Origin of the sequence: Mycobacterium sp. IS-1742, assembly GCF_001500125.1 — a bacterium.
Classification (GTDB): Bacteria; Actinomycetota; Actinomycetes; order Mycobacteriales; family Mycobacteriaceae; genus Mycobacterium.
The window spans coordinates 48620-62559 of the sequence record NZ_LQIV01000006.1; the positions used below are offsets into that span (position 1 = coordinate 48620).

A 13940-nucleotide genomic window follows, 5' to 3' on the forward strand; every position below is an offset into this window, starting at 1 on the left:
AGGGTCAGGTGAACGACCCGCTGGAAAGGGTCACCCCGTCCGGCATGGGAAACTGGCATACGTGTTGATCACCGGATTTCCGGCGGGCATGCTGGCGTGCAACTGCTACGTGCTCGCCCAGCGGCCGGGGTCGGACGCGATCGTCGTCGACCCGGGGCAGCGGGCCATGGCGCCGCTGCGCCGTGTCCTCGACGAACACCGACTCACCCCGGCGGCGGTGCTGTTGACGCACGGCCACATCGACCACATCTGGTCGGCGCAGAAGGTCGCCGACACCTACGGCTGCCCGGCCTACATCCACCCCGAGGACCGGTTCATGCTCACCGATCCGATCAAGGGTTTCGGACCCCGGATCGGGCAGATGCTGATGGGGGCGCTGTTCCGGGAGCCGCGGCAGCTCGTCGAGTTCGACCGCGACGGGCAGACGCTCGACCTCGGCGGTATGCCGGTGACCGTCGACCCCACGCCCGGCCACACCCGCGGGTCGGTGGTCTTCCGGCTGCCGGGAGACACCACACCGGTGGCGCTGACCGGTGACACCCTGTTCCGCGGTTCCGTCGGCCGCACCGACCTGCCCGGCGGCAGTGGTCGCGACCTGCTGGGGTCCATCCTGACCAAACTGCTGGTGCTCGACGACGACACCGTCGTGCTGCCCGGGCATGGACCGGCCTCCACGATCGGCGACGAACGCCGCACCAACCCGTTCCTCGAAGGGCTCAGACTGTGACCGAGACCGTCTTCCAGGCGCCCAAGGGCGTCCCGGACTACCTCCCGCCGGAGTCGGCGCAGTTCGTCGCCGTCCGCGACGGGTTGCTCACCGCGGCGCGGCGGGCCGGATACGGCGACGTGGAACTCCCGATCTTCGAGGACACCGCGCTGTTCGCGCGCGGGGTGGGGGAGTCCACCGATGTGGTGAGCAAGGAGATGTACACCTTCGCCGACCGCGGGGACCGGTCGGTGACGCTGCGGCCCGAGGGGACCGCGGGGGTGATCCGCGCGGTGATCCAGCACCGGCTCGACCGCGGGGCGCTGCCCGTCAAACTCTGCTACTCCGGGCCGTTCTTCCGCTACGAGCGGCCGCAGGCCGGGCGCTACCGCCAGCTCCAGCAGGTCGGCGTCGAGGCGATCGGGGTGGACGACCCGGCGCTCGACGCCGAGGTGATCGCGGTCGCCTACGCCGGCTTCCGGTCACTGGGCCTCGACGGCTTCCGCCTGGAACTCACCTCTCTCGGTGACGACACCTGCCGGCCGCAGTACCGGGAACTGTTGCAGGACTTCCTGTTCCGGCTCGACCTCGACGAGGACACCCGGCGCCGTGCGGAGATCAACCCGCTGCGCGTCCTCGACGACAAGCGCCCGCACGTGCGCGAGATGACCGCCGACGCTCCGGTGATGCTGGACCACCTGTCCGACAGCGCCAAAGCGCATTTCGAGACGGTGCAGACGCATCTGCACGCTCTCGGTGTGCCGTTCGTGATCAACCCGCGTATGGTGCGCGGCCTCGACTACTACACCAAGACCACGTTCGAATTCGTCCACGACGGCCTCGGCGCGCAATCCGGCATCGGTGGCGGCGGCCGTTACGACGGGCTGATGCGACGGCTGGGCGGGCAGGACGTCTCGGGCATCGGGTTCGGGCTGGGGGTCGACCGCACGGTGCTGGCGTTGCGGGCCGAGGGGAAGGCGGCGGACGAGGCGGCGCGCATCGACGTGTACTGCATCCCGTCCGCGCCCGACGCGAAGGTCGACGTCGCCGTGCTGGCCGCCGATCTGCGCCGGGCCGGCGTCCGCGCCGACGTGGCGTACGGCGATCGCAGCCTCAAGGCCGCCCTCAAGGCGGCGGACCGCACTGGCGCGTCCGTCGCGCTGATCGCCGACCCCGGGGTCGCCGCGGTGAAGGTGAAGAACCTCGGCACCGGCGACCAGACCGAGGTCGCGCGCGAAGACGTTGTGGCCGAGGTCGTTTCGCGGTTGCGCTAGGGTGCGACCGCGGTGCTGCGCGGGTCGATGAGGATCTTCGCGTGCGCCTCGGCCGATCCCAGCACCTCGAAGGCGGTCGCGACGCCGTCGAGGCCGACGGTGCCGGTGACGAGCGCCGACGCGTCGAGCTTGCCCTCGGCGAGCAGGTGCAGCGTGTCCCGGAACTCCAGCGGCGTGTAGGCGAAGACGAATCGCAGGTCGATCTCCTTCGCGTTCGCCAGGGTGGGCCGGAAGCGGTCCTCGCCCATGCAGACGCCGACCACGATGACCCGGGACTGGAGCGGGGCGGCGGCGATGATGCCGTCGATCATCCCGGGCAGCCCGACGCATTCGAACACGATCGGCCGTTTCGGTCCCGCGGCGCCCAGCGCGTCGGCGGCCCGGTACAGGTGCGACCAGCCGGGCAGCCGGCGCAACTTCTCCATGGAGCCGACCCCGAGCTCGTAGAGTTGCGGCGCCTCGGTGACCGCGCCCCGCTGACCGCACGCCTCGTAGGGGGAGTCGACGGCCGGGTCGACCACCACGTCGGCGCCGCAGCGGGTGGCGAGCGCACGTCGTGTGGCGGAGAAGTCGCTGGCGACGATCTGGCGCACACCGAGCGCCTTGAGATGGCAGATCACCGCGAGCCCGACCGGCCCGCAGCCGATCACGATCGCCGCGTCGCGTCTGCGGATCTCGCTGCGCCGCACGGCATGTAGGGCGACGGCCATCGGCTCGGTCAGCGCCGCGATGTCGAGGTCGAGACCGTTGGGGACGGCGAAGCTCATCGACGCCTCGGCCAGGACCTGCTCGGCGAAGCCGCCAGGGGCCAGCGGCGACAGGCCGGTCAGGTGGACGCCGCCGGCCGCCCGTACCAGCGGGAAGGACACCACGGGCGTGCCCGGCTTGAACTCCTTGCCCACACCCTTGCCGCGTTCGGCCACCTCACCGCAGAACTCGTGGCCGAGGACGACCGGCGTGTCGCCTCGCATGAAGTCCGGATAGCCGAGGTGGTCCATGACGTCGGTCAACTCGTCGGCGTGGTCCTTGGCGTGCAGGTCGGATCCACAGATTCCGCAGCGTCGCACGTCGAGGACCAGTTGGCCCTTCGCCGGCTGTGGGGTGGGCAGGTCGACCACCGACAGGGTGCCGCGTTCGCAGCTGACGGCCTTCATGGGCCGACAGTAGCTCAGATCGCCATCGCCGCCCGCACATCGGCCTCCGACGCCGAACCACCGGTGCCGCTGGAGGTGATGCGGCCGGCTTCGAGGATGTAGTACCGCTGCGACGATTCCAGTGCGAAGCCGATGTGCTGTTCGACGAGCAGCACACCGAGGTCGCCGCGAGCGGTCAACGCGGTGATCGCCGCTTCGATCTCGGCGACCACGGACGGCTGGATGCCTTCGGTGGGTTCGTCGAGGATCAGGCACTTCGGGCTGGTGATCAGTGCGCGGGCGATCGCGAGCTGTTGCCGCTGCCCGCCCGAGAGCAGGCCGGCGCGGCGGGTCAACAGTTCCTTGAGCGCCGGGAACAGGTCGAGTTGCTCGTCGATCAGCTGTCTGCCGTTCTTGCGGCCGTCGGCGACCACCTGCAGATTCTCCGCGGTGGTCAGCTGCCCGAACGACTGCTGTCCCTGCGGGACGTAGGCCAGTCCCCGGGCCACCCGCGCGCTGGGCCGCAGCCTGGTGATGTCCTCACCGTCGAACAGCACCCGACCGCCCGTGCATTTGAGCAGCCCGACCGCCGCGCGCAGCAGCGTCGTCTTCCCCGCGCCGTTGTGACCCATCACCGCGGCCACCCCGTCGGAGGGCACCTCGACACTCGCGCCGTGGATGACCTGTGACCGCCCGTACCCGGTACGGATGTCGACGAGCTGCAGCATGTCAGTCACCTTCCACGACGAGGTCGCCGTCGATACCGTCCGCACCGGCCGCCGCCGTGCCCAGGTACACCTCCTGCACCTTCGGGTTGGCCTGCACCTCGGCGACCGATCCTTCGGCGATCACCTGACCCCGGGCCAGCACGGTCACCGACGTCGCGAACGCACGCATGAAGTCCATATCGTGCTCGACCACGACCACGGTGCGCTGACCGCCGATGCGCCGCAACAGATTCCCGGTCTCCTCGCGCTCCTCGGTGCTCATCCCGGCCACGGGTTCGTCGAGCAGCAGCACGTCCGCGTTCTGGACGAGCAGCATGCCGATCTCGAGCCACTGCTTCTGCCCGTGCGCCAGCACGCCGGCGGGTTTGTCCGCCATCTCGGTCAGGCCGACGGTCTCCAGCGCTTCCTCGATGGCCGGTGACACTCCGTGCCTGCGGCGCAGCAGCGTCCAGACCGACCGGTGTGCGCCCGCGGCGATGTCGAGGTTCTGCAGCACGGTGAGCTGTTCGAAGACACTCGCCGTCTGAAAGGTCCGTCCGACGCCGAGCTTGGCGATCTGGTGCACCTTCTTGCCGAGCAGTTCGACGCCGGACTTGTTGACCGACCCGGACGCGTTGACCAGACCGGTGATCGCGTCGATGACCGTCGTCTTGCCGGCCCCGTTCGGCCCGATGAGGAAACGCAGGTCACCCTGGAACAGGGTGAGGTTCACATCGCTGACCGCCTTGAACCCGTCGAAATCGACGGTCAGCCCGCGGACTTCGAGATACTCCGCACCCATGCCGGCGTTGCCGCCTGCGACCGGTTCGCGGTCGGTGGTGGTGGTCATGTGGGCGCTCCCACCTTCTCGGGTTCCGGGTCGGGATCCGGTTGCGCGGCCGCGGGTTCGGCCTTCTTCCTCCGGCGCCGTGTGAGCAGCACGCCGAGGCCGGCCAGACCGGCGGGGAAGAACCCGACGACGACGATGAACAGCAGCCCCTGGGCGTAGATCCACTCCGACGGGAAGCGTTCGGAGAACAGCGTCTGCGCCCACGCCACGCCGATGGCGCCGAGGACCGGCCCGAGCAGCGTGGTGCGGCCGCCGATCGCGACGCCGATGAGGAAGGCGATCGACGGAAGGATGCCCACCTGGGACGGCGCCATGAACCCGACGATCGGGGCGAACAGCGCACCGGCGATGCTGGCGAACAGTGCGGCCACGGTGTAGGCGACGACCTTGATGTTGGCGGGATCGTAGCCGAGGAAGCGCACGCGCTCCTCCCCGTCGCGGACCGCGACGAGCAGTTCGCCGTAGCGGCTCTGCATGAGCTGGCGCGCCACCGCCACGACGATCAGCAGCACGGCCGCGGCGATGAAGTACAGCATCTGCTTGTTGACCGGATCGTTGAGCGCGAACCCGAAGAACGTCCGGAAGTTGGTGAGGCCGTTGCTTCCGCCCAGCCCGGTCTGCCCGACCAGCAGGATGGCCAGCGCGGCCGCCAGGGCCTGGGACAGGATCGCGAAGTAGGCGCCCTTGACCCGGCGTTTGAACACCCCGAACCCCAGCACCGCGGCGATGCCGGTCGGGATGACGACGATGGCCAGCAGCGTGACGGCGGGCGAGGCGAACGGCGCCCAATAGCCGGGTAGATCGCGCACACCGGCGATCTGCATGAAGTCCGGCACGTCGTCTCCGCGCAGCTGTGCGTCGGAGATCTTGAGGTGCATGCCCATCATGTATCCGCCGAGGCCGAAGAACACCCCCTGACCGAGGACCAGCATTCCGCCCCGGCCCCATGCCAGGCCGATGCCGACCGCGACGATCGCGAAGCAGAGGAATTTGCCCAGCAGGCCGAGCCGGAAATCCGACAGGACCGCGGGCGCGACCGCGAAGAGCAGGAGCGCCGCGACGCCGAACCCCGCCCACGTCTGCCACCGCCCGAGCAGCGTCCTCATACGAGACTCCTTGTCCGAACGGTGAACAGGCCCTGGGGACGAACCTGCAGGAAGATCACGATGATCACGAAGACGAGCACCTTGGCCAGCGAGGCGGTGGTGTTGTACTCGATGAACGAGTTCAGGAATCCCAGCGCCATCGCCGCGATGACCGTGCCCTTGATCTGCCCCAGACCGCCGACGACCACCACGAGGAAGGCGTCGATCAGGAAGCTCTGTCCGGTGGTCGGGCTCGTCGACCCGATCAGGGTCAGCGCCACCCCGGCGACGGCGGCCAGACCCGACCCGATGAAGAACGTGGTGATATCGGTTTTGCGCGACGAGATCCCGCTGGTCTCCGCCAGGTCGCGGTTCTGGACGACGGCGCGGATGCGCCGGCCCATCGGACTGGTCTTGAGCACGGTGGCCAGCACCGCCACGCACAGCACCGCCAGCACCAGGATGAAGATGCGCGTCTTCGGCACCACCGCGCCGAGGATCTCCACCCCGCCGGAAAGCCACGCCGGCGCAACGACGTTGACCGCAGGGGCGCCGAAGATGTCCCTGGCAATCTGCTGCAGGATCAACCCCACGCCGAACGTGACCAGCAGCGTGTCCAGCGGACGGTGATACATCCGCTGGATCAGCGTCACCTCGAGCAGCGCGCCCATCGCGCCGCCGACGAAGAACCCGATCAGCAGCGAGATCAGCAGTGACGCACCGGCACTGGAGAACACCTGCTGCACCACGTAGGCGGTGTAGCAGCCGGCCATGATGAACTCGCCGTGGGCCATGTTGATGACCCCCATCTGACCGAAGGTCAGTGAGAGCCCGAGCGCAGCCAGCAACAGGATCGAGCCGAGGCTCAATCCCGTTGCCAGCTGCCCGATCAGGACATCCATCGAGGACTTTCTCCCGTCGCTTCGCTCGCCCCGATCAGCTGGAGAGGCCCGCGGCCCACGGGTACGACTTGAGGAACGGATCCGGCTCGATCGGTCCCGGGGACTCCCAGATCGTGTAGATCAGCCCGTCGGGGCGGATCTCGCCGATGCGGGCGGTCTTGGTGATGTGGTGGTTCTCGCCGTCGATCGTGACCTTGCCCTCGGGCGCGTCGAACGAGACGCCGCCCGCGTTGTCCTGAATCGCCTTGACGTCGAACGACTGCGCCTTCTCGACGGTGTTCTTCCACAGGTACACCGACACGTAGGCGGCCTCCATCGGGTCGGAGGTGGGCTTGTTGGCGCCGTAGGCCTTCTTGTAGGCCTCGACGAACGCCTTGTTCACCGGGGTGTCGATGGTCTGGTAGTAGTTCCAGGCCGTCAGCTGTCCGGTGATGTTCTGCACGCCGATGCCGCCGACCTCTTCCTCGGCGATCGACACCGACACCACCGGCATGTCCTGCGGCGTCAGGCCGACGTTGCGGTACTCACGGAAGAACGCGACGTTGGAGTCGCCGTTGAGGGTGTTGAACACCGCGTCCGCGTCGGCGGTGCGGACCTTGTTGACGATCGTCGAGAAGTCCGTGGATCCGAGCGGGGTGTAGTCCTCGCCCTTGATCTCGATGCCGTTCGCGTCGGCGTAGGCCTTGATGATCCGGTTCGCCGTCTGCGGGAAGACGTAGTCGCTGCCGACGAGGTACAGCGATGTGACGCCGCGTTCCTTGAGGTAGTCCAGCGCGGGGACGATCTGCTGGTTGGTGGTCGCGCCGGTGTAGAAGATGTTCTTCGACGCCTCCAGGCCCTCGTACTGGACCGGGTAGTACAGCAGTGAGTTGGCGCTCTCGAACACCGGCAGCATCGCCTTCCGGCTCGACGACGTCCAGCCGCCGAACACCGCGGCGACACAGTCGCTGCTGATCAGCTTCTCGGCCTTCTCCGCGAACACCGTCGGCTCCGAAGCGCCGTCCTCACCGATGAGCTGGATCTGCTTGCCCATCACTCCGCCGGCGCCGTTGATCTCGTCGACGGCCAGCTTGATGGCGTCGCGGACGGTGACCTCCGAGATCGCCATCGTGCCCGACAGCGAGTTCAGCGAACCCACCTTGATGGCCGGGCCGGAGGTGTCGACGCAGGACTCGGCGCTCGCGGCGTCGGTGTCGGTGGCCTTGGAGCCGCAGCCGGCCAGCAACATGCTGGTCACGGCCACCAGACTTCCCGCGGCGAGAGCCGATCTGTGGAGAGAGGAGCGTCCTGGTCGTCGCATGTGGGGCCTTTCCCTGGGTCAACAGCGCGGGAGCGCAGGCACCGTCGCAGTGCCGCATCGGCACGTTAAGGTGCCGGTGTTTCTGGGAAATGACTGTGTGTGACGAACGCATTAACCTGCTGGATTACACGTCTGAGCCGGGTTGTAACGGGGTAACCCGCGCGGCCGATGTAGCCGGCATGCGAACAGTGGTGGTATCGATCGCGGTCGCGGCGGCGATGACGGCGACAACGGCTCCGGCGCACGCCGACCCGGCGGCGGAGTCCGGCGCGCACACCGTCACCTACACGGTCGTCGCGCAGAGTGAACTCAACGCCCAGATCTACTATCTGGCGAGCGAGCCGCCGGGCCGGGCGGAGTTCGACGCCGACTCGTCGAAGTACTTGACGAATGTGAAGGTGCCGCTGAAGCCGGGTGTTCCGTGGGTCTTCCAGACCACGCTCGCCGACCCCACACAGTGGGCGTTGGTCAGTGCCAGCGGCGCCCTTCGCGTTCCGCCGAACTTCCACTGCGAGATCGCCGTCGACGGGGCGGTCGTCGTGCAGTCCGACGGCGGCAGCGGCACACAGTGCTCGTTACGCGCCTGGTGAGGTGATCCGGCGCGTGGTCGACACCGGGGGAGCCGTTCGGTGCCGCCGCGGACGGAAGCGTAGAGTGGGTGAGGAACCGCTTCTGTCAGCGGTGATTTTCGGCCGATGAGACGGCCACTCCATAGAAACTCGTGAAGGGTTTTCACCTATGAAACACGGCGATCTTTTCTCGCATCCCGTCGTCACCGAACCGAGCCCGGCGCAGGAATCGTCTGCGCCGGTGCAGAACCCGGAATTCTCCGACGCACCGGACAAGGGAAATCGGTGACGTTCGATACCTGAAAACGACTGTGGGCCGCCGGAATAATCCGGCGGCCCACAGTTCGTTGAAGTCTGCTAGATCGCGGTCACCGAGGTAGCCTGCGGACCCTTTGCACCTTGTCCGATCTCGAATTCGACCCGCTGATTCTCCTCGAGCGAGCGGAAGCCGCCGCCCTGGATCTCAGAGTAGTGGACGAAGACGTCGTCAGAGCCGCCGTCGGGAGCGATGAAGCCGAAGCCCTTTTCGCTGTTGAACCATTTAACGGTTCCCTGTGTCATATCGTGATTTCTTTCGACTTACGTACGAATGCAGAAAGCATTCTCCGACGAGGCTAGCACGGGGTGTGTGATCCGGGAGAATCCCAGGGAGATCCGCCCCTTGACACCCAGTCGAATGTACGTTCGAATGGGGTCATGCGGTGGTCCGGTCAAAGGGTCGAGGTCGACGACGGCGCACTGCCCGGCCTGCAGCGGATCGGCCTGGTGCGCAGTGTGCGGACGCCGCAGTTCGAGGGGATGACGTTCCACGAGGTGCTGTGCAAGTCGGCGCTGAACAAGGTGCCGAATGCCTCGATGCTGCCCTTCCAGTACACGGTCAACGCCTATCGCGGCTGTTCACACGCCTGCCGGTACTGCTTCGCCCGCCCCACCCACGAGTACCTCGACTTCGATGTCGGCGCCGATTTCGACACCCAGGTCGTCGTGAAGACGAACGTAGTAGACGTGTTGCGCAGGGAGTTGCGCCGGCCGTCGTGGACGGGGGACACCGTCGCCCTGGGCACCAACACCGACCCCTATCAGCGGGCCGAGGGCCGTTATGCGCTCATGCCGGGAATCATTGCCGCACTGCGTGATTCATCCACGCCGTTCTCCATCCTGACCAAGGGAACGCTGTTGCGCCGGGACCTGCCGCTCATCGCCGAGGCGGCGCAACGGGTTCCGGTGAGCGTGGCCGTCTCGCTCGCGGTGGGCGATCCGGACCTGCACCGCGACGTCGAACCGGGCACGCCGTCGCCGCAGGCACGCCTGGCGCTGATCACCGCCATCCGGGAGGCCGGGCTGGACTGCCATGTGATGGTGGCCCCCGTGCTGCCCCACCTGACCGATTCGGTGGCACACCTCGACGCGCTGCTGGGCGAGATCGCGGCCGCGGGCGCCCGCAGCGCCACCGTCTTCGGGCTGCATCTGCGCGGGTCGACGCGGGGATGGTTCATGGCGTGGCTGGCCCGTGCGCACCCGGAGCTGGTGGGGGAGTACCGCGCGCTCTACCGGCGGGGCGCCTATCTGCCGGCGGACTATCGGGAGATGCTTCGTGCCCGCGTGGCACCGCTGCTGGCCGGGCACGGGCTGACCGGAAACCCGCGACGTCCGGAACCGCTCGTCGGCGCGACCGCCGTCGCCACGGGTCCGATGCAGCCCACGCTGTTCTAGAACTCGGCCCTGCGTCAGGTCTTGTTGCGCTTGACGTCCTTGAAGGGCACCCCGCGGTCGGCGGCCGGCTCCCGGGGGAAGCCCAGGACGCGTTCGCCGATGATGTTGCGGGCGATCTCGGTGGTGCCGCCGCCGAGCGACGCGGCCTGCCGCGACAGATAGCGGTCACCGAACTGAGCCAGTCCGTCGCCGGCGTCGACGACGCCTGAACTCTCCGAGATCGACAGTGCCGTATCGAGTTCGAACTGGATCGACTCGGCGTGGGTGATCCGGATGATGGACCCGGCCGCCGGTGGCAGGCTGCCGTCTAGCACACCGTGGTAGACGTGGTCGATCAGCTGTTCCTGCACCTTGCGCCGGACCAGCGCCCGCCCGGCCATCTCGCGGACGCGTTCGTTGTCGGACTGGCCGGTGGCGGCGAGCAGTTCGACGTAGTCGACCGGCTGGTCGGAGACGCCTTCCGGCCCGATGCCGCTGGCGAACTCCGAACCGCCTCCGACCGCGCGGCGCTCGTGGTAGAGCTGCCGCGAGGCCACCTCCCAGCCCTTGTTGACCTCGCCGACCACCGCGTCGTCGCCGAGTTCGAGGTCGTCGAAGAACTCCTCGCAGAATTCGTTGCCCCCGTCGACCTGCTTGATCCGGCGCATCGTGATCCCCGGTGCGTCGAGCGGCACCAGAAACATCGTCAGGCCTTCGTGTTTGGGCACATCCCAGTCGGTGCGGGCCAGCAGGAGGCCGTAGTCGGCGGCGAAGGCACTGGTGCTCCACGTCTTCGCACCGTTGATGACCCACTTGTCGCCGCGGCGGTCCGCCCGGGTGATGACGCCCGCCAGGTCCGAACCGCCGCTGGGCTCCGACAGGAGCTGCACCAGGATCTCGTCGCCGCGGATGGCGCCGCCGATGTGCTGCTGCTTCTGCGCTTCGTTGCCGGTGTCGAGGATGGTGGCGGCGCAGATCGTGAAGGTGGGGGTGTTCAGGATGATCGGCAGCTCATACGATTTCGACTCCTGGTCGAACGCGCGCTGGTAGGCGATCGGCAGCCCCAGCCCGCCGTACTCCTTCGGGAAGCAGATCCCGGCGAAGCCGCCCGCGTGCAGCTTCTTCTGCAGTTCGCGCGCGCGCAGCCACGGCCCCTCCTCGCCGCGGTCGGCGTCGGGCGGATTGTCCGGGTCGATGCGGGGCATGTTGTCGGCGAGCCACGCTCGGGCCCTGGCCTGGAACTCCGCGACCGACTCGGTGGCGTCGGCCCGTGCCGACTGGGCACGTGTGGGCGTCTCGGTCATCAGGCGGGCTCCAACTCTTCGGTGAGGGCCTCTTCGGTGAGGGCATAGACGCGCAGATTGTGGTCCTCTGGTGTGCCGTACATCGACCGGTACAGCGTCGCTCGCCGCAGGTACAGGTGCAGATCGTGTTCCCAGGTGACCCCGATACCGCCGTGAAGTTGCACGCAGTCCTGGATCATCGGCGAAGCATGTTCGCCGACATACGATTTGGCGGCACTGACGTTGAACTCGGCGTCGGCGGATCGGCTCGCCACCGACGCGACGGCGGCGCGGGTGGTCGCCCGGCACGCCTCGAGGCCGATCCGCAGGTCGGCGAAGCGGTGTTTGAGCGCCTGGTAAGAGGCCAGCGGGCGGCCGAACGAATGCCTGTCGAACGCCCACTGGACGGTCATGTCGACGACCGCGCCGAGGATGCCCACCACCTCGGCGCACTGCAGCAGCTGGGCGATCTGGCTCTGTCTGGCGATGAGACTCCCGGTCTGCTCGGCGGTGCCGACCGCCGCCGACGCGTCGACCTCCACACCGGAGAATGTCACCCGCGCATGGCGTTTGACGAGATCGATGGAGCGCTGCGCTTCGACGGTGACCCCGGGCGTATCCGTCGGCACCACGAACTGACGCAGCGCACCGTCGCAGGCGGCGACCACCAGCAGAGCGGCACTCTCCGCGCCTGCCTCCACGCGGTCGGCGACGCCGTCGAGGCGGTAGCCCGACCCGGAGGCGGATGCCGTGACGCCGGGGTCGTGGGGCGCCCAGCCGCGGCCCGGTCGGTAGACCGCCCACGACGCCACGGATTCACCGCTGATCAGCGACTCGATGAGCTCGCCGTGGCGTTCGGGTTCCTCGGCGTCGACGAGCCCGGCCAGGACCGTGGAGACGGGGTGCAGGGGACCCGGCGCCACGGTCTTGCCGATCTGCTCGGCGACGAGCGCCAGGTCAGCGACCCCGTTGCCGGAGACGCTGCCGCCGCCGAGCTCTTCGGGCACCAGCAGGCTGGCCCACCCCAGTTCGGCGGCGCGCTGCCACCACTGCGGCTCGAAGGTGGTTCCGGCGGAGTGTAATTCGCGTACCCGCGCCAGTGACGCCTCTTTCTCGAGGAAGGCCTGCGCCGTCGAGGCGAACAACAGGCTTTCCGGGGAGGTGACGTCTGTCGTCACGCGATGACCAGGGCGGGCACGTCGGGACGGTGGACGACCTGGTTGGGCACCTTGAAAAGGTCGACGAGGTTGCCGCCCATAATCTTTCGGATCGACTCCTCGTCGAGGCCCTGCTCTTCGAGATCACCGACCAGATTGATGGGATCGGCGAGGCCTTCGGGGTGCGGCCAGTCCGAACCGAAGATCACGCGGTCGACACCGAGCAGTTCGGACATCTGCTTGAAGTTGTCCTCCCAGAACGGGGCCACGTACACACAGCGTTTGAAGGCTTCGATCGGGTCCTCGGGGAACTCCTGCGGCATCTTCGAGTAGACGTCCTTGAACTGGTAGAAGAGGTACGGCACCCACGATGCCCCGTTCTCGATCGACAGGATGCGCAGGTCCGGGTTGCGGGTCAGCGCGCCGTGGCAGACCAGCGCCGCCATGGTGTCCTCGATCGGGCGCTTGCCCATCGAGACCATCCGGAATGCGGTCGGCTTGAACGGCAGGTACTCATCGGCCGGTTCCCAGTCGTTGAGGTACTGCGCATAGCCGCTGTCCGAAGCGTGCATCGACACGGGGATCCCGGCCTTGACGCAGGCGTCCCAGAACGGGTCGAACTCCGGCAGGCCCGGCGAGCGGGTCCCACGGTAGCCCGGGACCGGGGCGGGGCGGACGAGTACGGTTTTCGCGCCGCGCTCGAGGCACCACTCGAGTTCTTCGAGCGCGCGATCGACGACGCTGAGATTGATGACCGGCGTAGAGAAGATCCGACCCTCGTAGTCGAACTGCCAGGTCTCATACATCCACTGGTTGAGCGCATGAATGATGTCGAGGATCAGGTCCGGGTCATCCTTCATGCGCTCCTCGACCAGGCTTGCCAGCGTCGGGAACATGATCGAGTAGTCCAGCCCGAGCCCGTCGAGCACTTCGAGGCGCGCCTCGGGGTTGCGGAAGGCGGGGATCGCCTTCATGGGCTTGCCCATGACCTCGCGGAAGCTCTTACCGCCGCTGCCGTGTCGGAAGTACTCCTCCTGCGCGCCGGGCCGGGCCACCACCTCGAATGTCGGGTTGGGGATGTAGTCGCTGATCGTGTTACGCACGACGATCTTGGTGCGGCCCCGGACGTCGATGTAGTCGATGACGCCTTTGCGGTGCTCCGGCAGGAACTGCGTCAGGGCCTCTTTGGGCTCGTAGAAGTGGTTGTCCCCGTCGAAGACCGGATAGGGCAGGTCGCGAGATGGCATATCCGCCTCCTGGAAGTCGTGTTCACGCCAAGTGG

At 67.8% G+C, this 13940-nt stretch carries 14 protein-coding genes; 4 read left to right on the forward strand and 10 right to left on the reverse strand.

What is annotated here, in order from left to right; translation table 11 throughout:
* Window positions 1-61: 61 nt before the first annotated feature.
* Window positions 62-727, forward strand: coding sequence for an MBL fold metallo-hydrolase (locus AU196_RS05305; RefSeq protein ID WP_059094044.1), 666 nt, complete (start codon window positions 62-64; stop codon window positions 725-727).
* The gene (gene hisS / locus AU196_RS05310) at window positions 724-1980 is read left to right on the forward strand and encodes a histidine--tRNA ligase (RefSeq protein ID WP_059094045.1); all 1257 of its coding nucleotides are present in this window, start codon (window positions 724-726) and stop codon (window positions 1978-1980) included. The genes AU196_RS05305 and hisS overlap by 4 nt, the downstream gene beginning before the upstream one ends.
* Here the strand turns inward: hisS and AU196_RS05315 are convergent.
* Genes AU196_RS05315 through urtA form a run of 6 tightly spaced genes read right to left on the reverse strand, consistent with a single transcriptional unit; the run spans window position 1977 to window position 7957 of the window.
* Window positions 1977-3134 carry a zinc-binding dehydrogenase gene (locus AU196_RS05315; protein WP_059094046.1) on the reverse strand — a complete coding sequence of 386 codons (1158 nt, stop codon included), beginning with the start codon at window positions 3132-3134 and terminating at the stop codon, window positions 1977-1979. The genes hisS and AU196_RS05315 overlap by 4 nt on opposite strands.
* 14 nt (window positions 3135-3148) lie before the next feature.
* Complete coding sequence (gene urtE / locus AU196_RS05320; RefSeq protein ID WP_059094047.1) at window positions 3149-3841, reverse strand: urea ABC transporter ATP-binding subunit UrtE; 693 nt, start codon at window positions 3839-3841, stop codon at window positions 3149-3151.
* A gap of 1 nt (window position 3842) precedes the next feature.
* On the reverse strand, window positions 3843-4670 hold the full coding sequence (gene urtD, locus AU196_RS05325; RefSeq protein ID WP_059094048.1) for an urea ABC transporter ATP-binding protein UrtD: 828 nt from the start codon (window positions 4668-4670) through the stop codon (window positions 3843-3845).
* On the reverse strand, window positions 4667-5776 hold the full coding sequence (urtC, locus tag AU196_RS05330; protein WP_059094049.1) for an urea ABC transporter permease subunit UrtC: 1110 nt from the start codon (window positions 5774-5776) through the stop codon (window positions 4667-4669). The genes urtD and urtC overlap by 4 nt, the downstream gene beginning before the upstream one ends.
* Window positions 5773-6657: an urea ABC transporter permease subunit UrtB gene (gene urtB, locus AU196_RS05335; protein WP_059094050.1), complete on the reverse strand. Its 885-nt coding sequence runs from the start codon at window positions 6655-6657 to the stop codon at window positions 5773-5775. The genes urtC and urtB overlap by 4 nt, the downstream gene beginning before the upstream one ends.
* 34 nt (window positions 6658-6691) lie before the next feature.
* Window positions 6692-7957 carry an urea ABC transporter substrate-binding protein gene (urtA, locus tag AU196_RS05340; protein WP_059094051.1) on the reverse strand — a complete coding sequence of 422 codons (1266 nt, stop codon included), beginning with the start codon at window positions 7955-7957 and terminating at the stop codon, window positions 6692-6694.
* 179 nt (window positions 7958-8136) lie between these two features.
* Here urtA and AU196_RS05345 point away from each other — a divergent pair, with 179 nt between their 5' ends.
* Window positions 8137-8547, forward strand: coding sequence for an Rv2576c family protein (locus AU196_RS05345; RefSeq protein WP_231737374.1), 411 nt, complete (start codon window positions 8137-8139; stop codon window positions 8545-8547).
* Between the two features lie 336 nt (window positions 8548-8883).
* Here AU196_RS05345 and AU196_RS05350 read toward each other — a convergent pair whose 3' ends face one another.
* Window positions 8884-9087 (reverse strand): cold-shock protein, encoded by a 204-nt coding sequence (locus tag AU196_RS05350; protein WP_011559693.1) that lies wholly within the window; start codon window positions 9085-9087, stop codon window positions 8884-8886.
* Between the two features lie 135 nt (window positions 9088-9222).
* Here AU196_RS05350 and AU196_RS05355 point away from each other — a divergent pair, with 135 nt between their 5' ends.
* The gene (locus AU196_RS05355) at window positions 9223-10239 is read left to right on the forward strand and encodes an Rv2578c family radical SAM protein (RefSeq protein WP_059094052.1); all 1017 of its coding nucleotides are present in this window, start codon (window positions 9223-9225) and stop codon (window positions 10237-10239) included.
* Window positions 10240-10253: 14 nt separating this feature from the next.
* Here the strand turns inward: AU196_RS05355 and AU196_RS05360 are convergent, their stop codons facing one another.
* Genes AU196_RS05360 through AU196_RS05370 form a run of 3 tightly spaced genes read right to left on the reverse strand, consistent with a single transcriptional unit; the run spans window position 10254 to window position 13905 of the window.
* Window positions 10254-11522: an acyl-CoA dehydrogenase family protein gene (locus AU196_RS05360; RefSeq protein WP_059094053.1), complete on the reverse strand. Its 1269-nt coding sequence runs from the start codon at window positions 11520-11522 to the stop codon at window positions 10254-10256.
* Window positions 11522-12679, reverse strand: coding sequence for an acyl-CoA dehydrogenase family protein (locus AU196_RS05365; protein ID WP_059094054.1), 1158 nt, complete (start codon window positions 12677-12679; stop codon window positions 11522-11524). Before AU196_RS05365 ends, AU196_RS05360 begins: the two co-directional genes overlap by 1 nt.
* Window positions 12676-13905, reverse strand: coding sequence for an amidohydrolase family protein (locus AU196_RS05370; RefSeq protein WP_059094055.1), 1230 nt, complete (start codon window positions 13903-13905; stop codon window positions 12676-12678). Before AU196_RS05370 ends, AU196_RS05365 begins: the two co-directional genes overlap by 4 nt.
* Window positions 13906-13940: the final 35 nt, after the last annotated feature.

Coding starts and splice junctions, on each gene's coding strand:
- AU196_RS05315 (WP_059094046.1), bottom strand. CDS start 3,134: ATGAAGGCCGTCAGCTGCGAACGCGGCACCCTGTCGGTGGTCGACCTG.
- urtE (WP_059094047.1), bottom strand. CDS start 3,841: ATGCTGCAGCTCGTCGACATCCGTACCGGGTACGGGCGGTCACAGGTC.
- urtD (WP_059094048.1), bottom strand. CDS start 4,670: ATGACCACCACCACCGACCGCGAACCGGTCGCAGGCGGCAACGCCGGC.
- urtC (WP_059094049.1), bottom strand. CDS start 5,776: ATGAGGACGCTGCTCGGGCGGTGGCAGACGTGGGCGGGGTTCGGCGTC.
- urtB (WP_059094050.1), bottom strand. CDS start 6,657: ATGGATGTCCTGATCGGGCAGCTGGCAACGGGATTGAGCCTCGGCTCG.
- urtA (WP_059094051.1), bottom strand. CDS start 7,957: ATGCGACGACCAGGACGCTCCTCTCTCCACAGATCGGCTCTCGCCGCG.
- AU196_RS05345 (WP_231737374.1), top strand. CDS start 8,137: ATGCGAACAGTGGTGGTATCGATCGCGGTCGCGGCGGCGATGACGGCG.
- AU196_RS05350 (WP_011559693.1), bottom strand. CDS start 9,087: ATGACACAGGGAACCGTTAAATGGTTCAACAGCGAAAAGGGCTTCGGC.
- AU196_RS05355 (WP_059094052.1), top strand. CDS start 9,223: ATGCGGTGGTCCGGTCAAAGGGTCGAGGTCGACGACGGCGCACTGCCC.
- AU196_RS05360 (WP_059094053.1), bottom strand. CDS start 11,522: ATGACCGAGACGCCCACACGTGCCCAGTCGGCACGGGCCGACGCCACC.
- AU196_RS05370 (WP_059094055.1), bottom strand. CDS start 13,905: ATGCCATCTCGCGACCTGCCCTATCCGGTCTTCGACGGGGACAACCAC.